The sequence below is a fragment of the Streptomyces sp. NPDC052016 genome (assembly GCF_044548445.1).
Classification (GTDB): Bacteria; Actinomycetota; Actinomycetes; order Streptomycetales; family Streptomycetaceae; genus Streptomyces.
Genome location: NZ_JBIUBX010000003.1, coordinates 306,549 through 329,150, shown reverse-complemented (window position 1 = coordinate 329,150; position 22,602 = coordinate 306,549). Strand labels below are relative to the sequence as shown.

Here is a 22,602-nt window from a genome sequence, read left to right as displayed (position 1 = left end):
CCGCCCCGCCGCCCGTACACGACGAGGGCGCCCGGCAGACCCCGGGCGCCCTCGTCGTCGTACGACCGCCGTCAGCTCTTCTTGGCCGCCGACTCGGCCTCGGCCGCGACTTCGGCTTCGTCCTTCGCAGCCTCGTCCTTCGCAGCCTCGTCCTTCGCCGCTTCGTCCTTCGCCGCTTCGTCGGCGTCTTCTGCGGCGTCCGCGTCCGCCTTCGCGCCGGACGACGCGCCCTCGTCCCGTGCGCCGGCCTCGGTCCCGCCGTCGGCTTCCGCGTCGCCGCGGGAGGCGGTGTCCGGCTCGACGACCGCTTCGCGCCCCGGCCGCTTCTTGGCCGACACCACGAAGTACGCGACGGCGAGCAGCAGCACGACCAGCGCGGTCCAGTTGTTCAGCCGCAGGCCCAGGAGGTGGTGGGCGTCGTCCACGCGCAGGTACTCGATCCAGAAGCGCCCGGCGCAGTACGAGGCGACGTACAGCGCGAACGCCCGGCCGTGACCCAGCTTGAAGCGGCGGTCCGCCCAGATCACCAGCAGCGCGACGCCGATGCACCACAACGACTCGTAGAGGAAGGTCGGATGGTAGTAGCCCGGCACCCGGCCGTCCGCCGAGGACGTGATGTGCAGGGCCCAGGGCAGGTCGGTCTCCTTGCCGTACAGCTCCTGGTTGAACCAGTTGCCCCAGCGGCCGAACGCCTGGGCGAGGGCGATGCCGGGCGCGACGGCGTCGGCGTACGCGGGCATCGGAATGCCGCGACGGCGGCAGCCGATCCATGCGCCCAGCGCGCCGAGGGAGATCGCGCCCCAGATACCGAGGCCGCCCTCCCAGATCTTGAAGGCGTCCACCCAGTCACGGCCCTCGCTGAAGTACAGCTCGTAGTCCGTGATCACGTGGTAGAGGCGGCCGCCGATCAGGCCGAAGGGCACGGCCCAGACAGCGATGTCGGCCACCGTGCCGGCCCGGCCGCCCCGGGCGATCCAGCGCTTGTTGCCGAGCCAGACCGCGGCGAAGACGCCGATGATGATGCAGAACGCGTAGCCGCGCAGCGGAACGGGGCCGAGGTACAGCACCCCGCGCGACGGGCTCGGAATGTAGGCAAGTTCCATGGCAAGGTTGACGCTACCCTGCCGCACCGGGCCCACGGTGGGCAGCCCGGCTACGGCTCCATAACGGGCCGGGGAGATCGACTCACCCCTGGTCGGCCTCCTCCACCATCTGCTTGAGCTTCTCCGGCGTCATCGTCTGGTCCTGGTAGATGTTCTTGCCGTTGAGCAGCACGGTCGGCGTGCCGGTGAAACCGCCCTTCTGGAAGGCCTCGTTGGACTTCGCGACCCAGCTGTTGTGCGTGCCCTTCTCGACACAGGTGCGGAAGGCGGGCGTGTCGAGGCCGTCGACCTTGGCTGCCAGGTCGACGAGGGTGCTGTTCTTCGCGAAGGCGTCGTCGGACTCGCGGGGCTGGTTCTGGAACAGCACGTCGTGGTACTGGGGGAACTTGCCGACGTCCTGGGCGCAGGCGGCGGCGTTGGCCGCGTCGCGGGAGCCGGTGCCGCCCACCATGCCGTCGATGAGGGTGGCCAGGCGGTACTCCACCTTCAGCTTGCCGGCGCCGGTCAGCTCGTGGATCGTCGAGCGGTAGCGGTCCTCGAAGGCCTTGCAGGCCGGGCAGCGGAAGTCCTCCCACACCGTGAGCGTCGACTTGGCTGCGTCCTTGCCGACCGGGATGACGAGGGCGTCCTTGCCCTGCGCGCCGGAGGGCGCCACGACCGGGCCCGCGTTGTCACTGCTGTCGTCCTTGCCGGCGTTCCCCGCGACGAGGCCGACGACCGCCGCGAGGCCCAGCACGCACACGACGCCGGCGGCGACGATCAAGGTCCGGCGCCGCCGCTCCGAGGCCTTCTGCTTCTCACGCTCGACCGCCAGCCGCTCCCTGGCGGTGCGCTTCCCTTCACGATTCTTCTCGCTCACACCCCCAGAACGAACCGGGGAGGCGCAGCGCGCCTCCCCGGTCCCAGGTCCACCCGTTCGAGTGAGTCAGGTGACTCGTACCGATGTGTCCGCTATGACTGTTATGACTGTCGTTCTGTGTACGACTGCCGCGCTGTGACGACTTTCGTCACGAAAGCGGCCGCTCAGGCCTTCCTGCGCACGCCCTTCGCCAGCTCACCGGCGAGCGCACGCACCGACTCGATGCCGGCCGCGTGGTCCGGGGCGTCCAGCATCCGCTTCACGAAGGCCGAGCCGACGATCACGCCGTCGGCGAATCCGGCGACCTCGGCGGCCTGTTCGGCGTTGGAGACGCCGAGGCCGACGCAGACGGGCAGGTCGGTGCCGGTGGCGCGGGTGCGCTCGACCAGGTCCTGGGCCTGTGCGCCCACCGACTCACGGGTACCGGTGACACCCATCAGCGAGGCGGCGTAGACGAAGCCGCTGCCCGCGGCGGTGATCTGCGCGAGCCGCTCGTCCTTGCTGCTGGGAGCCACGACGAAGACCGTCGCGAGGCCGTGCTTCTCGGCATGCTCCCTCCACAGCGCCGACTCCTGCACGGGCAGGTCGGGCAGGATCGCCCCGGCCCCGCCCGCCTCGGCGAGCTCGGCCGTGAACCGCTCGACGCCGTAGCGGTCGATGGGGTTCCAGTACGTCATGACGAGCACCGGCTTGCCCGTGGCCCGGTGGGCCTCGCGGACCGTCCGCATGACGTCGGCGATCCTGACTCCGCCCCGCAGGGCGACGTCGTCGGCGGTCTGGATGACCGGGCCGTCCAGCACGGGGTCGCTGTGCGGCAGGCCCACCTCGACGACGTCGGCGCCGCCGTCCAGGACGGCCTTGATCGCCTCGATGCCGCCGTCCACGGTCGGGAACCCGGCCGGGAGGTAGGCGATGAGCGCCGAGCGCCCCTCGGTCCTGGCGCCGGCGAGGGTGTCCGACAAGAGCTGGATGTTCCCGCTCACTTGGCGTCCCCCTCGATCTCGGCGGTTCCGGAGGCGTCCTCGGCGACCTCCGCGTCGGTGTCGTACAGGCCGAAGTAGCGGGCGGCCGTGTCCATGTCCTTGTCGCCGCGGCCGGACAGGTTGACCACGATCAGCCCGTCCTTGCCCAGCTCCTTGCCGACTTCCAGGGCGCCGGCCAGCGCGTGGGCGCTCTCGATGGCCGGGATGATGCCCTCGGTGCGCGACAGCAGGCGCAGCGCCTGCATGGCCGCGTCGTCGGTGACCGCGCGGTACTCGCCGCGGCCGGAGTCCTTGAGGTAGGAGTGCTCGGGGCCGATGCCCGGGTAGTCCAGACCGGCCGAGATGGAGTACGGCTCGGTGATCTGGCCCTCGTCGTCCTGGAGGACGTAGGAGCGCGAGCCGTGCAGGATGCCGGGCTCGCCGGCGGTGAGGGTGGCCGCGTGCTCGCCGGTCTCCACGCCGTGGCCGGCGGGCTCGCAGCCGATCAGCCGCACGGAGGCGTCCGGGATGAAGGCGTGGAAGAGGCCGATCGCGTTGGAGCCGCCGCCGACGCAGGCGATGGCCGCGTCGGGGAGGCGCCCGGCGCGCTCCAGGAGCTGGCGGCGGGCCTCGACGCCGATGACGCGGTGGAAGTCGCGGACCATCGCGGGGAAGGGGTGGGGCCCCGCGACGGTGCCGAACAGGTAGTGGGTGCGGTCGACGTTGGCGACCCAGTCGCGGAACGCCTCGTTGATGGCGTCCTTCAGGGTGCGGCTGCCGGACTTCACCGCGACGACCTCGGCGCCCAGCATGCGCATGCGGGCCACGTTGAGGGCCTGGCGCCGGGTGTCGATCTCGCCCATGTAGATGGTGCACTCGAGTCCGAAGAGCGCGCAGGCGGTGGCGGTGGCGACGCCGTGCTGGCCGGCGCCGGTCTCCGCGATGACGCGCGTCTTGCCCATGCGCTTGGTGAGCAGCGCCTGGCCGAGCACGTTGTTGATCTTGTGGGAGCCGGTGTGGTTGAGGTCCTCGCGCTTGAGGAACACCCGGGCGCCACCGGCGTGTTCGGCGAACCGGGGCACCTCGGTGAGGGCGCTGGGCCGACCGGTGTAGTGGACGAGCAGGTCGTCGAGCTCACGGGCGAACTCGGGGTCGTGCTTCGCCTTGTCGTACTCGACGGCGACCTCGTCCACGGCGGCGACGAGGGCCTCCGGGATGAACTTGCCGCCGAAGGCGCCGAAGTAGCCCTCGGCGCTGGGGACTCGACCTTCGGGGTCGGGGATGAAGAACTCGCTGGGCATGCGGATACCTCACGGTGAGTTGTGGGATGCACTAATCGCCGTGGGGGCGGGGCTTTCCGGCGGCCGCGGGCCGTCCGTGGTGTGATGCGCAGTTCCCCGCGCCCCTATAGGGCGCGCTGCCATCGACGGCCGTTCACCTGCCCGGGTTCGTCGCCGATCACGTAGCGGACCCGTCTGCCGTGCACCCTGCGCGCGGGCGCGCGGCAGCCGCGGGGCCTGCAGCCGCGCGCGAGGCGGGCGTACGGGTCCCTGGTCGCCAGGGTGATCGAGACGGTCATCGGGGCCAGCCTAGCGAAAAATCAGTCCCGGCCGTGCCGCAGGGCGGGGTGCTCGCCCGCCGCGACCAGGTCGGCGACCGCCGTCTTCGGGTCGCGTCCCGTCACCAGGGACTCGCCGACCAGGACCGCGTCGGCGCCGGCGTTGGCGTACGCGATGAGGTCGTGCGGTCCGCGGACGCCGGACTCCGCGACCTTGACGATGCGGTCGGGGATCTCGGGGGCGACCCGCTCGAAGGTGGAGCGGTCGACCTCGAGGGTCTTGAGGTTGCGCGCGTTGACACCGATGATCTTGGCGCCCGCGTCCACCGCGCGCTCGACCTCCTCCTCGTCGTGCACCTCCACGAGGGGGGTGAGACCGATGGAGACGGCGCGCTCGATCAGCGACTCCAGGGCCGGCTGGTCGAGGGCGGCCACGATCAGCAGCGCGAGGTCGGCGCCGTACGCGCGGGCCTCCCACAGCTGGTACGAGGTGACGATGAAGTCCTTGCGCAGGACGGGGATGTCCACGCGCGCGCGGACCGCCTCGAGGTCGGCGAGGGAGCCGCCGAAGCGGCGCTGTTCGGTGAGGACGGAGATGACGGCGGCGCCGCCCGCCTCGTAGTCCGCGGCCAGCCCGGCCGGGTCGGCGATCGCGGCCAGCGCGCCCTTGGAGGGGCTGGAGCGCTTGACCTCGCAGATCACCTTGACGCCGTCGCCCTTCAGCGCGGCGACCCCGTCCTTGGCGGCGGGAGCCTTAGCCGCGCGCTCCTTGAGCTCGTCGAGGCTGACGCGCGCCTGCCGCTCCGCGAGGTCGGCACGGACTCCGTCGATGATCTCGTCGAGCACACTCACGCGAGCGGCCCCCTTCCAGACGGTTGACAGTTCGAGCGACCAGTGGAAAACGATGGTCCCTGCGATGGTATCCGCAGGAGCGCGAAGGCCTCGCATCCGGTCGACGCCGGTCCCACCACCTGGACGTTCCGTCCGCCGATCAGGGACGCAGCCAGCCGCCGAACGGCAGGTTCCGGACAACCGTGAAGACCAGGAGCAACACCCCCAGAGACCACAGGTGCACGGGCCGCGGGTCGAGCCGCGGCGGGCGGCCGCGGGCCGCGCGGACCACCCAGACGGTCCACAGCACCGCGAAGCCCAGGTAGGCGGCGACGGCGAGCGCGTTGTCGTGCAGGGCGGCCGTGAAGTCCCCGTGCACGAAGGCGTGCGCGCTGCGCAGTCCGCCGCAGCCGGGGCAGTACAGGCCCGTGTGGCGCAGCATGGGGCAGACCGGGTAGTGGCCGGGCTCGTTGGGGTCGACGGTGCCGACGTAGGCGAAGGCCCCGGCGGCGGCCGCGAGGATGCCGGCGGGCACGGCGAGGCGGCCCAGGACGGTCCCCGGGTCGGACGGTGTCACGCTCTGACGGTCGGGGTTCACGCCTCGCATTGTGCCCCGGTCGGAGCTCCACGCGCGCGTGAGGGGCGGCCGGTGCGCTCACCGGCCGCCCCTCACGGCGTCGTACGGGGATTCAGCTCTCGACGCTGACCGGCGCCGTCCGGCCCGTGACCTGGTGCACGGGGCGAACCTGCTTCGGCTGGCCGAGGCCCATGCCGCGCATGATCATGCCGACGACACCGCCGAGAAGCACGATCGCCATGCCCGCCCAGAAGCCGAGCGGCTCGGCCATGACCATGAACGCGCCCGCGACGCAGAAACCGATGAAGGCGATGGTGACACCGGTCCATGCGGCCGGGGTGTGTCCGTGGCTGCTGCCCGCCATGACTTGCTCCTCGTTGCTGTCTGTGATGCGTACGTGCTGTACGTGTCCGAGCCGAAGGCTCGCCGTCCATTGTCCCGTACCTGTGGGCGTACTTGGCGCGGGGGGCGGTTTCCGGGGACGTCTGATTCACCACATCGGGAACCGCCGGGTGATCGTCGTCAGGCCGGGTCCGCGCCCGTGGGGTCCTCGCCGCGGTCCAGGGCCTTCCACATCTCCTCGGGCCGGTCGGGGTCGACGGGCCGGTTGCCGCGCCGGGACCGGGGCGCGCCGCCCCGCTCGTAGCGGCCGGACATGCCGGGCCACAGACGGCCGTAGCGCAGGGCGAGCAGGCCGGCCAGGAGGATCAGGGCGCCACCCGCCGCCGCGGCGTAGGGCCAGGCGGTGTGGCTGAGCGAGGCGACGGTGGCGGAGGTGTCGCCGGAGGCCTGGGCGGCCTTCTCGTCGAGCGCGGAGCTGTCGGAGGCGCCGAAGAGGGCCGCGGCGACGATGCCGGCGCCGGAGAGCGCGAGGACGGCGGAGACCGCCAGGCGGCCCGCCCTGCGGACGGCGAAGACGGCGACGAGCGCGGCGAGGCCCACTATGGCGAGCGCCGCGGGGACGCCGGTGACGTCGCTGCCCTTGGCGGTCAGGGTGAAGGCGCCGCCGGCCACCGTCGCCGTGCCCTCCGACCAGCGCTGCCGGGTCGCGAGCAGGGCCACGGCCGCGCCCAGCGCACCGAACAGCAGGGCGAGGGCGAGACTCCGGCGGCCGGACCGGGCGGGGGCGGCGGCTTCGGAACGGGGGTGAGGTACAGCAGTCACGTAGACCACTATCGCCTGAACCCCGGGCGAAACGTCACCCGGGGTTCACGTGAGAAGCGCCCCACTCCCGCCGGAAGGGCCTACGCGCCCAGGCGGTTGGCCGTGTGCACCGCGCGCAGCACCGCCGCCGCCTTGTTGCGGCACTCCTGGTCCTCGGCGACCGGGTCGGAGTCGGCGACGATGCCGGCGCCGGCCTGGACGTAGGCGGTGCCGTCCCGGAGCAGGGCCGTGCGGATGGCGATGGCGGTGTCGGAGTCGCCGGCGAAGTCCAGGTAGCCCACGCAGCCGCCGTACAGGCCGCGGCGGGACGGCTCGAGTTCGTCGATGATCTGCATCGCGCGGGGCTTGGGCGCGCCGGAGAGGGTGCCCGCGGGGAAGCAGGCGGTGAGGACGTCGAAGGCCGTGCGGCCCGGCGCGACCCTGCCGGTCACCGTCGAGACGATGTGCATGACGTGGGAGTACCGCTCGATGGACATGAAGTCGACGACCTCCACCGAGCCGGGCTCGCAGACGCGGCCGAGGTCGTTGCGGCCGAGGTCGACGAGCATGAGGTGCTCGGCGCGTTCCTTGGGGTCGGCGAGCAGTTCGTCGGCGAGGGCCTGGTCCTCCTGCGGGGTCGCCCCGCGGTGCCGCGTCCCGGCGATGGGGTGGACCATGGCCTGCCCGTCCTCGACCTTGACCAGGGCCTCGGGCGAGGAGCCGACGACGTCGAAGCCGTCGAAGCGGAACAGGTACATGTACGGGGACGGGTTGGTGGCCCGCAGCACGCGGTAGACGTCCAGCGCGCTCGCCGTGCAGGGCGTCTCGAAGCGCTGGGAGGGGACGACCTGGAAGGCCTCGCCCGCGCGGATGCGCTCCTTGATGTCCTCGACGGCCTCCTGGAAGTCGGGGCCGCCCCACAGGGCGGTGTACTCGGGGAGTTCGGAGGGCGGGAGGACCGCGGGCGGCTGGGCCACCGCGCGGGAGAGGTCCGCCTCCATGGCGTCGAGGCGGGCGACCGCGTCCGCGTGGGCCTCGTCGACGCCCGTGTCGAGGTCGTTGTGGTTGATCGCGTTGGCGATCAGCAGGACGGAGCCCTCCCAGTGGTCCATGACGGCGAGGTCGCTGGTGAGGAGCATGGTCAGCTCGGGGAGCCCGAGGTCGTCGCGCTCTCCGGGGCCGATCTTCTCCAGGCGGCGCACGATGTCGTAGCCGAGGTAGCCGACCATGCCGCCGGTGAAGGGCGGCAGCCCCTCCTGGTGCGGTGTGTGCAGGGCCTCGATGGTGGCGCGCAGGGCGGCGAGCGGGTCACCGCCGGCGGGGACGCCGACGGGCGGGGCGCCGAGCCAGTGGGCCTCGCCGTCGCGGGCGGTGAGGGTGGCGGCGCTGCGCACGCCCACGAAGGAGTAGCGGGACCACGAGCGGCCGTTCTCCGCGGACTCCAGCAGGAAGGTGCCGGGGCGCTCGGCGGCGAGCTTGCGGTAGAGGGCGACCGGGGTGTCGCCGTCGGCGAGGAGCTTGCGGGTGACCGGGATGACCCGTCGGTCGGTGGCCAGCTTGCGGAACGTCTCGAGGTCCATGGCGGCTGACCTTACTGATCCAGCGACGGTGCGCCGGAATCGGCGCCGCCCTCGACGGCCTTGAGCACGTCCTCGTCGAAGCAGGTGCGCGCGCCGGTGTGGCAGGCGGCGCCGATCTGGTCGACCTGGACCAGCACGGTGTCGGCGTCGCAGTCGAGGGCGACGGACTTCACCCACTGGAAGTGGCCGGAGGTGTCGCCCTTGACCCAGTACTCACGGCGGCTGCGGGACCAGTAGGTGCAGCGGCCGGTGGTGAGGGTGCGGTGCAGCGCCTCGTCGTCCATCCAGCCGAGCATCAGCACCTCACCGGTGTCGTACTGCTGGGCGATGGCGGGGAGGAGCCCGTCCGGGCTGCGCTTGAGGCGCGCGGCGATCTCCGGGGCGAGGCTGCTTCGAGGGGGCGTGCTGGTCATGCCTGCCATTGTGCCGCGCGGGAGAGGCGGAGCCGGTGGCCGTCCACTGTCCGGACCCCCTACGCGGTCGTAGGCTGACCGCATGTCGACTTTCGCCAAGCGTGAACGGCTCCTCCTCGCCGACCTCTTGGAAGCCGTCGGGCCGGAGGCCCCGACTCTCTGCGAGGGCTGGCAGACCCGCGACCTCGCCGCGCACGTCGTGGTGCGCGAGCGCCGGCCGGACGCCGCCGGGGGCCTGTTGATCAAGCAGCTCGCGCCGCGCCTGGACAAGGCGATGGAGGAGTTCGCCGCCAAGCCGTACGAGGAGCTGATCCAGCTGATCCGTACCGGTCCGCCGCGGTTCTCGCCGTTCCAGCTCAAGCAGATCGACGAGGTGTCGAACACGGTCGAGTTCTACGTCCACACCGAGGACGTCCGGCGCGCCGAGCCGGACTGGACGCCCCGTGAGCTGGACCCGGTCTTCCAAGACGCCCTGTGGTCCCGTCTGGAGCGCACGGCGCGCCTGATGGGCCGCGGCATGCCGACCGGCCTGGTGCTGCGTCGCCCGGACGGCCGTACGGCGGTCGCGAACCGCGGCACCCCGGTGGTGACGGCGACCGGCGAGCCGTCGGAGCTGCTGCTGTTCCTGTACGGCCGGCGGAGCGCCGCCCGGGTGGACCTGGTGGGCGACGCGGACGCGATCGAGAAGCTGCACGGCAGCAAGCAGCTCGGATTCTGAGAGGCCGAACCATGATCAAGGTCGCCATGACGAGCGTGTACGTCGACGACGTGGCCGAGGCGCACGCCTTCTACACCGACGTCCTGGGCTTCGAGACCCGCCTGAACATGGACCTCGGCGGCGGCACGCTGTTCGTCACCGTGGGCGCGGCCGAGGGGGCCCAGCCGGACCTCCAGTTGCTGCTGGAGCCGGGCCAGGGGCCCATCGCGGAGCCGTACCGCAGGGCGCTGCGGGAGGCGGGGCTGCCCTGCATCGTCTTCTCCGTCGACGACATCGAGGCCGAGTACGAACGGCTCAGCGGGCTCGGGGTCCACTTCCCCCAGGGGCCGCAGGAGCAGGGGCCGGTGATCACGGCCGTCCTCGACGACACGGTCGGCAACTACGTGCAGCTGGTGCAGGAGAAGGGCTAGGAACCGCCCGTCCGGCCGCGCCACCGCCCGTCCGGCCGTGCCGCCCGACGGCCGGGGTCCGCCTCGCTGTCCACCCGGGCGGGCCCGGTGCGTGCGGTCGCGAGGCGGAGGAGGGCGTCCCGCCGCCCCGGGGCGGAGTGCCGGCATGGGCGGGCCCCGGCCACCAGAGGAGACCGGGGCCTGCGCGAGGGCCTACCGGTGAGGCCTCGGCGGTCGCAGGGTCACCGCACCGGGTGGCCCGCCTCCCGCAGGGCGTGCTTCACCTCGCCGATCCGCAGATCGCCGAAGTGGAAGACGGAGGCGGCCAGGACGGCGTCCGCGCCCGCCTCGACGGCCGGCGGGAAGTCCGCGAGCTTCCCTGCGCCGCCGGAGGCGATCACCGGGACCGTCACGTGCTTGCGGACGGCGGTGATCATCTCGAGGTCGTAGCCGTCCTTGGTGCCGTCCGCGTCCATCGAGTTCAGCAGGATCTCGCCGGCGCCCAGCTCGGCGGCCCGGTGTGCCCACTCGATGGCGTCGATGCCGGTGCCCTTGCGGCCGCCGTGGGTCGTCACCTCGAAAGAGCCCGACGCGGTGCGGCGGGCGTCGACCGACAGCACCAGCACCTGGCTGCCGAAGCGCTCGGCGATCTCCTTGATCAGCTCCGGACGGGCGATGGCCGCCGTGTTGACGCCCACCTTGTCGGCGCCGGCCCGCAGCAGCTTGTCCACGTCCTCGGGGGTGCGCACCCCGCCGCCGACGGTGAGCGGGATGAACACCTGTTCGGCGGTGCGGCGCACCACGTCGTACGTGGTCTCGCGGTTGCCCGACGAGGCGGTGATGTCCAGGAACGTCAGCTCGTCGGCGCCCTCGGCGTCGTACACCTTGGCCATCTCGACGGGGTCGCCCGCGTCGCGCAGGTTCTGGAAGTTGACGCCCTTGACGACCCGCCCGTTGTCCACGTCCAGGCAGGGGATGACTCGGACCGCCAGGGTCATGACTTCACGGCTCCTCTGAATGCTTCCAATTCCACTGAGACCAGGATGCGGGGATCGATGAAGCCCTCCACGACCAGCAGGGTCGCGGCCGGGCGCACGGCGTCGAAGATCTCCTTGTGGGCACGGCCCACCTCGTCGACGTCCCGTGTGTGCGCCAGGTGCATCCGGGTCCTGACCACCGACTCGGGGCCCAGCCCGAACTCGGCGATCGCCTCCAACGCGTTGGTGAAGGCCACTTTGGCCTGCTCGTACGGGTCGCCCTCCCCGTACAGCACCCGGCCCTTGAAGGACGTGGTGCCCGCCACCAGCACCATGTCGCCCGCCGCGACGGCGCGTGCGAAACCGAAACTCTCTTCCCAGGGACTTCCGCTCTGCACACGCCGTACGGCTTCGGACGTCATGACGACACAGCCTCCAGGGCCTCTTCCAGGGTGAACGCCTTCGCGTACAGGGCCTTCCCGACGATGGAGCCCTCGACACCGAGGGGCACCAGTTCGGCGATGGCGCGCAGGTCGTCCAGGGACGACACGCCGCCGGAGGCCACGACCGGGCGGTCGGTCGCCGCGCAGACGTTCTTCAGCAGCTCCAGGTTGGGGCCCTGCAGCGTGCCGTCCTTGGCGATGTCGGTCACGACGTAGCGCGCGCAGCCCTCCTTGTTGAGACGCTCCAGCGTCTCGTAGAGGTCGCCGCCGTCGCGGGTCCAGCCGCGGCCGCGCAGGGTCGTGCCGCGGACGTCGAGGCCGACGGCGATCTTGTCGCCGTGCTCGGCGATGACCTTGGCGACCCACTCCGGGGTCTCCAGGGCGGCCGTGCCGAGGTTGACCCGGGTGCAGCCGGTGGCCAGGGCCGCGGCGAGGGTGTCGTCGTCGCGGATGCCGCCGGAGAGCTCCACCTTGATGTCCATCGCCTTGGTGACCTCGGCGATCAGCGCCCGGTTGTCGCCGGTGCCGAACGCGGCGTCGAGGTCCACCAGGTGCAGCCACTCGGCGCCCGCCCGCTGCCAGGCGAGAGCGGCCTCCAGCGGGGAGCCGTAGGAGGTCTCGGTGCCGGACTCGCCGTGCACGAGGCGGACGGCCTGGCCGTCGCGGACGTCGACGGCGGGAAGGAGTTCGAGCTTGCTCACAGGGTTCCGATCCAGTTGGTGAGGAGCTGGGCTCCGGCGTCGCCGGACTTCTCGGGGTGGAACTGCGTGGCCCACAGGGCGCCGTTCTCCACGGCGGCCACGAACGGCTTGCCGTGCGTCGACCAGGTCACCTTGGGGGCGTGCATGGTCGGGTTGTGCGTCTCCAGGGACCAGTCGTGGACGGCGTAGGAGTGCACGAAGTAGAAGCGCGCGTCCGCGTCCAGGCCGGCGAACAGCTCGGAGTCGGCCGGGGCGTCCACGGTGTTCCAGCCCATGTGGGGGACGATCTCGGCCTGGAGCGGCTCGACCGCGCCCGGCCACTCGTCGAGGCCCTCGCTCTCCACGCCGTGCTCGATGCCGCGCGCGAACAGGATCTGCATGCCGACGCAGATGCCCATCACCGGGCGGCCGCCGGACAGCCGCCGGTCGATGATCCAGTCCCCGCGCGCGTCGCGCAGGCCCTTCATGCAGGCGGCGAAGGCGCCGACGCCCGGCACCAGCAGGCCGTCGGCGTTCATGGCCTTGTCGAAGTCACGGGTGATCTCGACGTCGGCCCCGGTGCGCGCCAGGGCGCGCTCGGCGGAGCGGACGTTGCCGAAGCCGTAGTCGAAGACGACGACCTTCTTGTTCACGGCGTTCAATTCCACACCTCCAGCCGCATGACGCCGGCGACGAGGCACATCGCGGCGCCGATGGAGAGCAGCACGATCAGGCCGGCCGGCATCTTCTGCTTGACGAAGGAGATGATGCCGCCGACGAGGAAGAGGCCCACGACGATCAGGATGGTCGACAGGCTGTTCACAGCGCGCCCTTCGTGGACGGGAGGATGCCCGCCGCGCGCGGGTCGCGCTCGGATGCGTAGCGCAGGGCGCGGGCCAGTGCCTTGAACTGGCACTCCACGATGTGGTGCGCGTTGCGCCCGTAGGGCACGTGCACGTGCAGCGCGATCTGGGCCTGGGCGACGAAGGACTCCAGGATGTGCCGGGTCATCGTGGTGTCGTACTCGCCGATCATCGGCGCCATGTTCTCGGGCTCGGTGTGCACGAGGTAGGGGCGGCCGGATAGGTCGACGGTGACCTGGGCGAGGGACTCGTCCAGCGGGACCGTGCAGTTGCCGAAGCGGTAGATGCCCACCTTGTCGCCGAGGGCCTGCTTGAAGGCGGCGCCCAGCGCGAGGGCGGTGTCCTCGATGGTGTGGTGGGAGTCGATGTGCAGGTCGCCCTCGGTCTTCACGGTGAGGTCGAACAGACCGTGCCGGCCGAGCTGGTCGAGCATGTGGTCGTAGAAGCCGACGCCCGTCGACACGTCGACCTTGCCGGACCCGTCGAGGTCGATCTCGACGAGGACCGAGGTCTCCTTGGTCACTCGCTCCACGCGTCCCACGCGGTTCATGTGCTCTGCTCCTTCTTCAGTTCACGGACCGCGTCGAGGAACGCGTCGTTCTCTTCAGGGGTGCCGGCGGTGACCCGCAGCCACCCGGGCACGCCGTTGTCCCGGACCAGGACGCCCCGGTCGAGGATCTTCCGCCAGACGTCGTGGGCGTCGGCGAACCGCCCGAACTGCACGAAGTTGGCGTCGGAGGCGGTCACCTCGTAGCCGGTCGCCAGCAGTTCGGAGACCAGCCGGTCCCGCTCCGCCTTGAGCTGCTCGACGTACTTCAGCAGCGTGTCGGTGTGCTCCAGGGCGGCCAGCGCGGTGGCCTGGGTGACGGCCGAGAGGTGGTACGGCAGCCGGACGAGCTGCACGGCGTCCACCACCGCCGGGTGCGCGGCGAGGTAGCCGAGCCGCAGCCCCGCCGCGCCGAAGGCCTTCGACATCGTCCGTGAGACGACGAGATTCGGCCGACCTTCGAGCAGCGGCAGCAGCGAATCGCCGTGGCTGAACTCGATGTACGCCTCGTCCACGATCACCATCGAGGGCTTGGCGGCCTGCGCGGCCTCGTACAGCGCGAGCACCGTCTCGGCCGGGACGGCGGTGCCGGTGGGGTTGTTGGGGGTCGTGACGAAGACGACGTCCGGCCGGTTCTCCGCGATCGCCTTCTCGGCCGCCGCCACGTCGATGGTGAAGTCCTGGTGGCGCGGGCCGGAGATCCAGCCCGTCCCGGTGCCGCGCGCGATGAGCCCGTGCATCGAGTACGACGGCTCGAAGCCGATGGCGCTGCGGCCGGGCCCGCCGAAGGTCTGCAGCAGTTGCTGGATGACCTCGTTGGAGCCGTTGGCCGCCCAGACGTTAGCCCGACCGACCTCGTACCCGGACGTGTCCGTCAGGTACTCGGCGAGCCGGGTGCGCAGCTCGACGGCGTCCCGGTCCGGGTAGCGGTTGAGGTTCCGGGCGGCCTCGCGCACCCGCTCGGCGATCCGCTCGACCAGCGGCTCGGGCAGCGGGTAGGGGTTCTCGTTGGTGTTCAGCCGTACGGGGACGTCCAGCTGGGGCGCGCCGTAGGGGGACTTGCCGCGCAGCTCGTCCCGTACGGGGAGATCGTCGATTCCGAAGCTCACTTGCTCGTCGGTACCTTCCACCCGAACCTTGCCTTGATCGCCGCGCCGTGCGCGGGCAGGTCCTCCGCCTCCGCCAGCGTCACCACGTGGTGCGCGACCTCGGCCAGCGCGTCCTTCGTGTAGTCGACGATGTGGATGCCGCGCAGGAAGGACTGGACGGACAGACCGGAGGAGTGGCAGGCGCAGCCGCCGGTGGGCAGGACGTGGTTGGATCCGGCCGCGTAGTCGCCGAGGGAGACCGGCGCCCAGGGGCCGATGAAGATCGCGCCCGCGTTCCTCACCCGGTCGGCGACCGCGGCGGCGTCGGCGGTCTGGATCTCCAGGTGCTCCGCGCCGTACGCGTCGACCACACGCAGGCCCTCTTCGATGCCGTCGACGAGCACGATCGCGGACTGCTTCCCGGACAGGGCCGGGACGATCCGGTCGTCGATGTGCTTGGTGGCCTCGACCTGCGGCTGAAGCTCCTTCTCGACCGCGTCCGCGAGCTCGGCGGAGTCGGTGACCAGGACGGCGGCGGCCAGCGGGTCGTGCTCGGCCTGGCTGATCAGGTCGGCGGCGACGTGGACGGGGTCGGCCGTGGAGTCGGCGAGGACCGCGATCTCGGTGGGGCCGGCCTCGGCGTCGATGCCGATCTTGCCGGTGAAGTAGCGCTTGGCGGCGGCGACCCAGATGTTGCCGGGCCCGGTGACCATGTTGGCGGGCGGACAGGACTCGGTGCCGTACGCGAACATCGCGACGGCGGTGGCGCCGCCGGCCGCGTAGACCTCGTCGACGCCGAGCAGCGCGCACGCGGCGAGGATGGTCGGGTGCGGCAGGCCGCCGAACTCGGCCTGGGCCGGGGAGGCGAGCGCGATGGACCCCACGCCGGCCTCCTGCGCGGGCACGACGTTCATCACCACGGAGGACGGGTAGACCGACCGGCCACCGGGCGCGTACAGCCCGACGCGCTCGACCGGAACCCACTTCTCGGTCACGGATCCGCCGGGCACGACCTCGGTCGTGTGCGTCTCACGGCGCTGTGCGCGGTGGACGAGACGGGCGCGGCGGATGGACTCCTCCAGGGCCGCGCGCACGGCCGGGTCGAGTTCCTCCAGGGCGCGGGTGAGGGCCGCGGCGGGCACCCGTACCTGGTCGAGCCGGACGCCGTCGAACTTCTCGGCGAAGTCGATCAGCGCCGCGTCGCCCCGATGATGCACGGCCTCGCAGATCGGACGCACCTTCTCCAGGGCGGTCTGAACGTCGAAGTCGGCTCGGGGCAGCAGGTCGCGCAGGGCGGGGCCCTCGGGGAGGGCGTCGCCGCGCAGATCGATTCGGGAGATCACGTCGTCAATTCTCTCAGACCGGGATCGGACGTCGTCCGCGCGTATCAATGGCTGATACAGAACGTGGCCGAATCCGGAAGATCGCCTTCACCGATAGCGTTCGGGGCGTCACTCACCGGGCATGAACGGTTGTGCGAGGCCCGGGGCGCACAGCCCTGGCCGCGAGGAGGACTGAACAGCGTGACGGAGGGGGCCGGCTTCGACGCCGGGGACCTGCCGGACGACCTGACCGCCGCCGAGGCCGGCATGTGGCAGGCCTTCCGCAACGGCAGCGTGTACGACCTGAGCAGCGGCGACGCGGTCGTCGACGACCCGCACGGCGGGCATCCGTGGGGCGAGGCGCGGACCGTGCGGGCGCGGATAGTGGCCTGGCTGCTGCTGGACGGACCGCCCGCGCTGGCGGGCCGGGTGTCCTCGCTGAAGCTCGTCGGCGTGCAGATCAACGGCACGCTCGATCTCGCGGGCGGCACGGTGGAGCCGTACGTCGAGCTGAAGCGCTGCCGCTTCGAGCGGGACGTGCTGTTGCCGGAGGCGCGGGTGACGACCCTGCGCATGGTGGACTGCTCGGTGCCGCGGCTCGAGGCGGCCCGTCTGCAGACGGAGGGCGACCTGCACCTCCCGCGCTGCCGCTTCCACAACGGCGTCCGCCTCACCGACGCCCACATCGGCACGGACCTGCTGCTCAACCAGGCGATCGTCTACCGCGACCGCACCGGCCGCTCGATCGCCGCCGACGGCCTGACCGTCGGGCAGGACCTCCAGGCGGAGATGCTCGAGTCGCACGGTGAGCTGCGGCTGCGCAGCGCGAAGATCGGCGTCTCGCTGAGCCTGCGCGGGGCCCGGCTGGCCAACCCGTACACCCGGTTCGCGCTCAACGCACCCCAGCTGACCGTGGAGCGCTCCCTGTACCTGACCCCGGCCGGCGTCGGCGGCCAGGCGCTCAGCGGCACCACTCCCGCGCGCGGGACACGCGTCCAGCGCTTCGAGTGCCGGGGCGGGGTGCGCCTGGACGACGGGCGGTTCGGGGACGCCATCGACCTGGAGCGGGCCCGGTTCTCCTTCACCGACGAGCAGGAGCTGTCGCTGCGCCGGGTGCAGACGCCCGAGCTGCGCTTCCTCGGGGAGCGGCCGCAGCGCGGCAAGGTGGTGCTGTCGGGCGCGCGGGTGGTCAACCTCGTGGACCGCGCGAGCGCCTGGCCGGGCCCCGGCAACCTGCACATGGGCGGCTTCGCCTACGAGAATCTCGTCCCGCAGGGCCCGTTTCCGCTGGCGGAGCGGCTGGACTGGGTGGCCGCCGCGACGGCCGAGTACAACCCGGAACCGTACGAGCGGCTGGCGGCGGTGCTCCGGGCGGGCGGGGAGGACGAGGACGCCCGCGAGGTGCTGCTCGCCAAGCAGCGCCGGCGCCGCGAGACGCTGCCGCCGGCCGCGAAGCTCTGGGGGTACGCGCAGGACTGGACGGTGGCCTACGGGTACCGGCCGGGCCGGGCCGCGGTGTGGATGGCAGTGCTGTGGGCGGCGAGCTCCCTGGCGTTCGCGCGCGCCGATCATCCGCCCGTCAACCCGCAGGGGCACCCGCCCTGGAACCCGGCCCTGTTCGCCCTCGACCTGCTGCTGCCCGTGATCGACCTGGGCCAGGTCGGCCAGTGGCGGCTGCACGGCGGCTGGCAGTGGTTGCAGGCGGCGATGATCCTGCTGGGCTGGGTCCTGGCGACGACGGTGGCGGCGGGGGCGACACGGCTGCTGCGGCGCGGCTGACGCCGGGCGGAGGTCGACGCGGGGCGACGGCTGACACCGAGTGACGGCGGTCACCGGCCGCGGTCGACGCAGGGGGACGGCTGACACCGGGTGGCCGTCGACACCTGGTGGCGGTCGACACCGGGTGACGGTGGGGTCCGGCCGCCCTCGGAAGACCCGGCTCGCCACCCCGGACAGTTGTTGAGCAGCCGTCACCTTTTACCTGCCCTTGACCCGACGGCGTACAACTTTCCACAGGTTCGCGCCACCCACTGGCGCATCGCCGACCTGCGCCTTTTCAATGGCGAAACCATGGCTCTGCTGCCCCCCTTCATCCGAGCCCCGAGGACGACCCTGTCCCGGCAGGCGCGGACCGCCGCCCCCCACCCCGTCGCAGGGCTGCCGGCCGACGACGAGGTGCTCCTCGACGTGCCCGACGACCGCCTCGGACCCGCGCTGGTCGCGGCCGGGCGCGGCACGTACGAGGCCGCCGCGGATCTCCTGGCCGGCACCCGCGAGCGGGCCGAGTGGGAGTACCGCGACCGCTACGCCACCCGCCTGGCGTCCTTCGCCGACGCGCGCCCGGAGTGGTTCCAGGAGTGGCGCGCCGCCGCCCCGCGCGACCCGGACGTCCTGCTGGTCGTCGCCCAGCTCGCGGTGGACCGCGCCTGGCGCTCGCCCGCCCGGGCCGAGCTGCTGCGCGAGGTCAGTCCGCTGATCACGGCGGCCGCGCAGAGCGACGTCCGCGACCCGGTGCCGTGGCGGATCGCCCTGGACCACGCGCGTGGCACCCGCGCGGGCCACAAGTACTTCGGCGAACTGTGGGAGGCGGCGGTCCGGCGGGCCCCGCACCACTACGGCTGCCATGTGGCCGCCAAGCGTTACCTCGCCGAGTCCTGGCACGGCTCCCACCGCGAGTGCTTCGACTTCGCCGACCGGGCCGCCCAGGACGCCCCGGCGGGCCGGCTCGTGCAGGCGCTTCCCGTGCGGGCGGCCTTCGCCTACCTCACCGACGGCTGCGGGCCCGAGGTGCCGCGCGAGCGCCTCGACGCGGCCGCCGACCGGGCGATCGACCTCTCCGCCCGCTTCCCGGCGTCCGACCCCTGGCCCGCCCAGATCCGCAACCTGCTGACCTACGTCCTGGTCCGCCTCGACCGCCGTGAGGACGCCCTCGCCCAGCTGCGCCTGATCGGCCCGTACGCCACGTCCTTCCCCTGGGGACAGCTGTCCGACGATCCGCTGGGGCACTTCCTCGCGGTGCGCGAGGCGGTGTGCTCGGGACTGCCCTGGCAGGCCCTGGGGCAGCCGCGGAACGGACACGGGGAACCGACCAGGCCCGGGGACCACTAGGCTTCTGCGCCGTGACCACCGTCCACCTGCCCCTCTTCCCCCTGAACTCGGTGCTCTTCCCGGGACTCGTGCTTCCGCTCAACGTCTTCGAGGAGCGCTATCGCGCCATGATGCGCGATCTGCTGAAGACGCCCGAGGAGGAACCGCGCCGGTTCGCCGTCGTGGCGATCCGCGACGGCCACGAGGTGGCGCCCAGCGCCCCGGGCATGCCCGACCCGACCGCGCTGCCCCGGCGCGGGCCCGCGGCCGGATTCGGCGACGCCCCGGCCAAGGCGTTCCACGGCGTCGGGTGTGTCGCCGACGCGGCGACGATCCGGGAGCGGGCCGACGGCACCTTCGAGGTGCTGGCGACCGGCACGACCCGGGTGCGGCTGCTGTCGGTGGACGCGTCGGGCCCGTACCTGACGGCGGAGCTCCAGGAGCTGCCGGAGGAGCCGGGCGACGAGGCGGGCGCGCTCGCGGAGGGCGTGCTGCGGGCCTTCCGCCAGTACCAGAAGCGGCTGGCGGGCGCCCGCGAGCGCTCCCTGGCCACCGGGGCGGACCTGCCGGACGAGCCGTCGGTCGTCTCGTACCTGGTGGCCGCCGCGATGATGCTGGACACCCCGACCAAGCAGCGCCTGCTCCAGTCCCCGGACACCGCCTCCCGCCTGCGCGACGAGCTGAATCTGCTGCGCGCCGAGACGGCCATCCTGCGTAGCCTGCCCTCGCTGCCCGCGGCGGACCTCACCCGCGGGCCGACGAGTCTCAACTGACGTCACTCCAGAAGGCCCGAATGGCGAAGAAGACGAAGAAGCAGCAGCAGTCCGGCGGGACGCCCGCGACGGTGGCCCTGACCGCGGCGGGCGTGGACTTCACCGTCCACTCCTACGACCACGACCCGAGCCACCCCTCCTACGGCGAGGAGGCGGCCGAGGCGATGGGCGTCTCCCCCGACCGGGTCTTCAAGACCCTCGTCGCGGACGTCGACGGCGTCCTGACCGTGGCGGTCGTACCGGTCGCCGGCTCCCTGGACCTGAAGGCCCTGGCGTCGGCGGTCGGCGGCAAGCGCGCCGCCATGGCGGACCCGGCCCTGGCGGAACGCACCACGGGCTATGTCCGCGGCGGCATCTCCCCGCTCGGCCAGCGCAAGAAGCTGCCCACGGTCCTCGACGACTCCGCGAGCGTTCACACCACGATCTGCGTCTCGGCGGGCCGGCGCGGGCTGGAGGTCGAACTCTCCCCCGCCGACCTGGCCCAGCTCACCACAGCGGTCCTGGCGCCCATCGGGCGTGCGTGAACCCTCGACGAACGGCCAGTCCTCGGTTAAGCAAAGAGGACATGTCGAAGAAGACGCGGAAACGCAAGTGGCGGGTCAGAAAGCGCCGGTGCAACCACGGCCGACGACCCGCCTAGGCCGTCGGCGGACTGCGTGTCGGGCAGCGCCGCCTGATGCCGGGCGAGCGAACACGGCCCGGGCGAAGCCGCAAGCGGAAGATCGCCCGGGCCGCCGCCCCCGAGGCGGGCGCGGGCGGGACGCGAAGGTGCCCGGGGCCGAGCGACCGCCGGCGCGCCGGGCCGCAGGGCGCGGCTCCGAGCGGCGGCCGCACCGCCCCGAGGCCCTCGACGCACGTGCGGCGAAGGCCGGCGCGCCGGGCCGCAGGGCGCGGGTCCAGCGGCGGCCGCACCACACCGAGGCCCTCGCGGCGCGTGCACGGAACCGTCTGCCCGGAGCAGCGCGGCTGATCAGTACGGCGCCGCTTCCGCGTCCTGCCCCGACGCCCCCTCGTACCGTCCGCGTCCTACCCCGACGCCCCCTCGTACCGTCCGCGTCCTGCCCCGACGCGCTCTCGTACCGTCCGCGTCCTACGCCGACGGACCCTCGTGCGGCTTCGGGTACGGGGCCTGCGGTCCGTACGCCTCGGGGTCCCGGGGGCCGAACAGGGCCGTGAGGCCGAGGTGGACCAGCAGGGCGGCCAGGGACCAGGCCAGCAGCGCGCCCTTCGCGCCCAGCTTGAGGGGCGCCGAGAACGTCACGCCCTTGCCCGCCGCCTTCGCCTGGGCGAGCACGTCCTGGGAGGGGCCGAGCCAGACGCCGAGGCGCCAGGCGAGGAGCGAGCCGAGCAGGCCGCCGAGGGCCAGCGCCACCACCAGCAGCACGCCCCCGCGCCGCCGCCACGCGAACACCGCCAGCGCGCTGACGGCGCCGCAGGCCATGGCCAGCAGACTGAACGTTCCGTCCACGCCGATGGCCTGCTCGCCCTCGGTGTCCTTGAAGTAGACGACCCAGTTGCCGTCCATGACGTCCCCGACGAGCGGCACGCGCGGCGCGAGCCACGTCCACAGCAGACCGAGCAGCATCCCGCCGAGCGCGACCAGCACCGTGATCACGGCGGCTTCCCGCAGTTCGGTCTTCATCCCGGGGCCGTCCTGTCCGTAGGCGGCGTGGGGCGCGGCGGCCGAGCCCGCGTACCCGCCCGGCGCCTGCGGCCAGGCATGCTGCGGGGGCGGTTCGTGCGGGGGCGGTGGGGGAGTCAGCGGTGCGGTCACCCTGACATCGTGCCAGGCGTGCCTGTGCGGCGCGTCATCGGACGGCGGCCCGCCGGTACGCCCAGGTGGCGACGGCCAGGGAGACGACGCCGACGCCGGCGCAGACCGCGAGGTTGCCGAGGACGAACGCCCAGTCCGGGCTCGCGCGGAAGGTCCGGGCGAAGGCCTCGACGCCGTACGTCGACGGCAGCAGGTCGCGGGCGAAGCGCACCGGTTCCGGCATCCGGTCGGGCGGCAGCACGCCCAGCAGCAGCGCCGCCGACATGCCGAGCTGCCCCAGCACCGTCGCCAGCTCCGGCCGGGGCGCGAGCAGGCCGAAGGCCGCGCCGAGGCCGGACAGCGCGGCGCCCGCCAGCGGGATCACCGCCGCGAGCACCCACAGGTGGGTCAGCGGCAGACCGAACAGCACGCAGCCGAAGACGGCCGTCACGAGGGTCCCCGGCACGGTGAAGGACGCGTACGCGCCCGCCGCGCCGAGCACCACGGCGGCGGGCGGCACCGGGAGCGTCGCGTAGTGGTCCAGGCCACCGCTCGCCCGCAGCTGCCCGAAGTACTGCGCGAGCAGGTTCAGCGCGACGAAGGCGACGACGAGGACCGCGGAGCCGGCCACCACGGCCTCGGCCTCACGCCCGCCGTCCACGACCCCCCGCATCATGATCAGGATGCCGACCGACTGGAAGGTCGCCACGAACAGCAGCGGGATGCGCGCCACGCGCGCGCGGGACAGCTGCGCCCGGTAGACGGCCACCAGCGACGGCCACAGCCGCGCACGCGGCCCCAGCTCGGCCGCCGCCCGGACCGGCTGCTCTTCCACGGCCAGGACGCTGCCCGGCAGAACCTCTGCGGGTACGACACTCACGTCGCGCTGCTCTCCCTCTCGGAGTTCATTCCGTCGGTCGTCCTGTTCGGTACGGA

Annotated in this window: 27 protein-coding genes; 6 read left to right on the top strand and 21 right to left on the bottom strand. The window is 72.6% G+C overall.

What is annotated here, in order from left to right:
- Positions 1 to 71: 71 nt before the first annotated feature.
- The 11 genes from lgt to hisI form a co-directional block, all read right to left on the bottom strand.
- On the bottom strand, positions 72 to 1,103 hold the full coding sequence (lgt, locus tag ACIHAR_RS06465) for a prolipoprotein diacylglyceryl transferase (RefSeq protein WP_400017346.1): 1,032 nt from the start codon (positions 1,101 to 1,103) through the stop codon (positions 72 to 74).
- 82 nt (positions 1,104 to 1,185) lie between these two features.
- Positions 1,186 to 1,962: a thioredoxin domain-containing protein gene (locus ACIHAR_RS06460; protein WP_365468928.1), complete on the bottom strand. Its 777-nt coding sequence runs from the start codon at positions 1,960 to 1,962 to the stop codon at positions 1,186 to 1,188.
- Positions 1,963 to 2,126: 164 nt separating this feature from the next.
- Positions 2,127 to 2,945, bottom strand: coding sequence for a tryptophan synthase subunit alpha (gene trpA, locus ACIHAR_RS06455; RefSeq protein ID WP_400017343.1), 819 nt, complete (start codon positions 2,943 to 2,945; stop codon positions 2,127 to 2,129).
- Positions 2,942 to 4,225, bottom strand: coding sequence for a tryptophan synthase subunit beta (gene trpB / locus ACIHAR_RS06450; protein WP_400017341.1), 1,284 nt, complete (start codon positions 4,223 to 4,225; stop codon positions 2,942 to 2,944). The genes trpA and trpB overlap by 4 nt, the downstream gene beginning before the upstream one ends.
- Positions 4,226 to 4,329: 104 nt before the next feature.
- Entirely contained in the window at positions 4,330 to 4,503 is a 174-nt protein-coding gene (trpM, locus tag ACIHAR_RS06445) for a tryptophan biosynthesis modulator TrpM (protein ID WP_365468937.1), read from the bottom strand.
- A 21-nt stretch (positions 4,504 to 4,524) separates the two neighbouring features.
- Entirely contained in the window at positions 4,525 to 5,334 is an 810-nt protein-coding gene (trpC, locus tag ACIHAR_RS06440; RefSeq protein ID WP_365468940.1) for an indole-3-glycerol phosphate synthase TrpC, read from the bottom strand.
- Positions 5,335 to 5,473: 139 nt separating this feature from the next.
- Complete coding sequence (locus tag ACIHAR_RS06435; RefSeq protein ID WP_365468943.1) at positions 5,474 to 5,920, bottom strand: DUF2752 domain-containing protein; 447 nt, start codon at positions 5,918 to 5,920, stop codon at positions 5,474 to 5,476.
- A gap of 82 nt (positions 5,921 to 6,002) precedes the next feature.
- Positions 6,003 to 6,254, bottom strand: a complete 252-nt coding sequence (locus ACIHAR_RS06430; protein WP_365468945.1) for an HGxxPAAW family protein — start codon at positions 6,252 to 6,254, stop codon at positions 6,003 to 6,005.
- A gap of 158 nt (positions 6,255 to 6,412) precedes the next feature.
- Complete coding sequence (locus ACIHAR_RS06425) at positions 6,413 to 7,063, bottom strand: TIGR02234 family membrane protein (protein ID WP_365468948.1); 651 nt, start codon at positions 7,061 to 7,063, stop codon at positions 6,413 to 6,415.
- Between the two features lie 71 nt (positions 7,064 to 7,134).
- On the bottom strand, positions 7,135 to 8,613 hold the full coding sequence (locus tag ACIHAR_RS06420; protein ID WP_400017336.1) for an anthranilate synthase component I: 1,479 nt from the start codon (positions 8,611 to 8,613) through the stop codon (positions 7,135 to 7,137).
- Positions 8,614 to 8,624: 11 nt separating this feature from the next.
- Positions 8,625 to 9,026 carry a phosphoribosyl-AMP cyclohydrolase gene (gene hisI / locus ACIHAR_RS06415; protein ID WP_400017334.1) on the bottom strand — a complete coding sequence of 134 codons (402 nt, stop codon included), beginning with the start codon at positions 9,024 to 9,026 and terminating at the stop codon, positions 8,625 to 8,627.
- An 82-nt stretch (positions 9,027 to 9,108) separates the two neighbouring features.
- Between hisI and ACIHAR_RS06410 the strand changes: the two genes are divergently transcribed.
- Positions 9,109 to 9,744, top strand: coding sequence for a TIGR03085 family metal-binding protein (locus ACIHAR_RS06410; RefSeq protein WP_365468956.1), 636 nt, complete (start codon positions 9,109 to 9,111; stop codon positions 9,742 to 9,744).
- An 11-nt stretch (positions 9,745 to 9,755) separates the two neighbouring features.
- Complete coding sequence (locus ACIHAR_RS06405; RefSeq protein ID WP_365468959.1) at positions 9,756 to 10,154, top strand: VOC family protein; 399 nt, start codon at positions 9,756 to 9,758, stop codon at positions 10,152 to 10,154.
- A gap of 221 nt (positions 10,155 to 10,375) precedes the next feature.
- Here ACIHAR_RS06405 and hisF read toward each other — a convergent pair whose 3' ends face one another.
- The 8 genes from hisF to hisD are packed head-to-tail and all read right to left on the bottom strand — an operon-like array spanning position 10,376 to position 16,074.
- Positions 10,376 to 11,131: an imidazole glycerol phosphate synthase subunit HisF gene (gene hisF, locus ACIHAR_RS06400; protein WP_400017330.1), complete on the bottom strand. Its 756-nt coding sequence runs from the start codon at positions 11,129 to 11,131 to the stop codon at positions 10,376 to 10,378.
- Entirely contained in the window at positions 11,128 to 11,532 is a 405-nt protein-coding gene (locus ACIHAR_RS06395; RefSeq protein WP_365472487.1) for a RidA family protein, read from the bottom strand. The genes hisF and ACIHAR_RS06395 overlap by 4 nt, the downstream gene beginning before the upstream one ends.
- Positions 11,529 to 12,254 carry a bifunctional 1-(5-phosphoribosyl)-5-((5-phosphoribosylamino)methylideneamino)imidazole-4-carboxamide isomerase/phosphoribosylanthranilate isomerase PriA gene (gene priA / locus ACIHAR_RS06390; protein WP_365472490.1) on the bottom strand — a complete coding sequence of 242 codons (726 nt, stop codon included), beginning with the start codon at positions 12,252 to 12,254 and terminating at the stop codon, positions 11,529 to 11,531. Before priA ends, ACIHAR_RS06395 begins: the two co-directional genes overlap by 4 nt.
- Positions 12,251 to 12,895 (bottom strand): imidazole glycerol phosphate synthase subunit HisH, encoded by a 645-nt coding sequence (gene hisH / locus ACIHAR_RS06385; protein WP_384651379.1) that lies wholly within the window; start codon positions 12,893 to 12,895, stop codon positions 12,251 to 12,253. The genes priA and hisH overlap by 4 nt, the downstream gene beginning before the upstream one ends.
- The gene (locus ACIHAR_RS06380; RefSeq protein WP_365472495.1) at positions 12,892 to 13,056 is read right to left on the bottom strand and encodes a hypothetical protein; all 165 of its coding nucleotides are present in this window, start codon (positions 13,054 to 13,056) and stop codon (positions 12,892 to 12,894) included. The genes hisH and ACIHAR_RS06380 overlap by 4 nt, the downstream gene beginning before the upstream one ends.
- Positions 13,053 to 13,646 (bottom strand): imidazoleglycerol-phosphate dehydratase HisB, encoded by a 594-nt coding sequence (hisB, locus tag ACIHAR_RS06375; RefSeq protein ID WP_015661105.1) that lies wholly within the window; start codon positions 13,644 to 13,646, stop codon positions 13,053 to 13,055. Before hisB ends, ACIHAR_RS06380 begins: the two co-directional genes overlap by 4 nt.
- Complete coding sequence (locus tag ACIHAR_RS06370) at positions 13,643 to 14,752, bottom strand: histidinol-phosphate transaminase (RefSeq protein ID WP_365472498.1); 1,110 nt, start codon at positions 14,750 to 14,752, stop codon at positions 13,643 to 13,645. The genes hisB and ACIHAR_RS06370 overlap by 4 nt, the downstream gene beginning before the upstream one ends.
- The gene (gene hisD / locus ACIHAR_RS06365) at positions 14,749 to 16,074 is read right to left on the bottom strand and encodes a histidinol dehydrogenase (protein ID WP_365472501.1); all 1,326 of its coding nucleotides are present in this window, start codon (positions 16,072 to 16,074) and stop codon (positions 14,749 to 14,751) included. The genes ACIHAR_RS06370 and hisD overlap by 4 nt, the downstream gene beginning before the upstream one ends.
- Positions 16,075 to 16,254: 180 nt before the next feature.
- Between hisD and ACIHAR_RS06360 the strand changes: the two genes are divergently transcribed.
- The 4 genes from ACIHAR_RS06360 to ybaK all read left to right on the top strand — a co-directional run bounded on the left by ACIHAR_RS06360 (position 16,255) and on the right by ybaK (position 20,437).
- A complete protein-coding gene (locus ACIHAR_RS06360; RefSeq protein ID WP_400017325.1) occupies positions 16,255 to 17,832 on the top strand; it encodes an oxidoreductase in 1,578 nt (525 codons plus the stop codon).
- 291 nt (positions 17,833 to 18,123) lie between these two features.
- Complete coding sequence (locus ACIHAR_RS06355) at positions 18,124 to 19,161, top strand: hypothetical protein (RefSeq protein ID WP_400017323.1); 1,038 nt, start codon at positions 18,124 to 18,126, stop codon at positions 19,159 to 19,161.
- Positions 19,162 to 19,172: 11 nt separating this feature from the next.
- The gene (locus ACIHAR_RS06350; protein ID WP_400017321.1) at positions 19,173 to 19,913 is read left to right on the top strand and encodes an LON peptidase substrate-binding domain-containing protein; all 741 of its coding nucleotides are present in this window, start codon (positions 19,173 to 19,175) and stop codon (positions 19,911 to 19,913) included.
- 20 nt (positions 19,914 to 19,933) lie between these two features.
- Positions 19,934 to 20,437: a Cys-tRNA(Pro) deacylase gene (gene ybaK, locus ACIHAR_RS06345; protein WP_400017320.1), complete on the top strand. Its 504-nt coding sequence runs from the start codon at positions 19,934 to 19,936 to the stop codon at positions 20,435 to 20,437.
- Positions 20,438 to 21,003: 566 nt separating this feature from the next.
- Here the strand turns inward: ybaK and ACIHAR_RS06340 are convergent.
- Together ACIHAR_RS06340 and ACIHAR_RS06335 are read right to left on the bottom strand one after the other, a co-directional pair.
- Positions 21,004 to 21,687 (bottom strand): AAA family ATPase, encoded by a 684-nt coding sequence (locus ACIHAR_RS06340; protein WP_400017319.1) that lies wholly within the window; start codon positions 21,685 to 21,687, stop codon positions 21,004 to 21,006.
- A gap of 34 nt (positions 21,688 to 21,721) precedes the next feature.
- The gene (locus ACIHAR_RS06335) at positions 21,722 to 22,546 is read right to left on the bottom strand and encodes an ABC transporter permease (RefSeq protein WP_365472518.1); all 825 of its coding nucleotides are present in this window, start codon (positions 22,544 to 22,546) and stop codon (positions 21,722 to 21,724) included.
- Between the last annotated feature and the right edge of the window lie 56 nt (positions 22,547 to 22,602).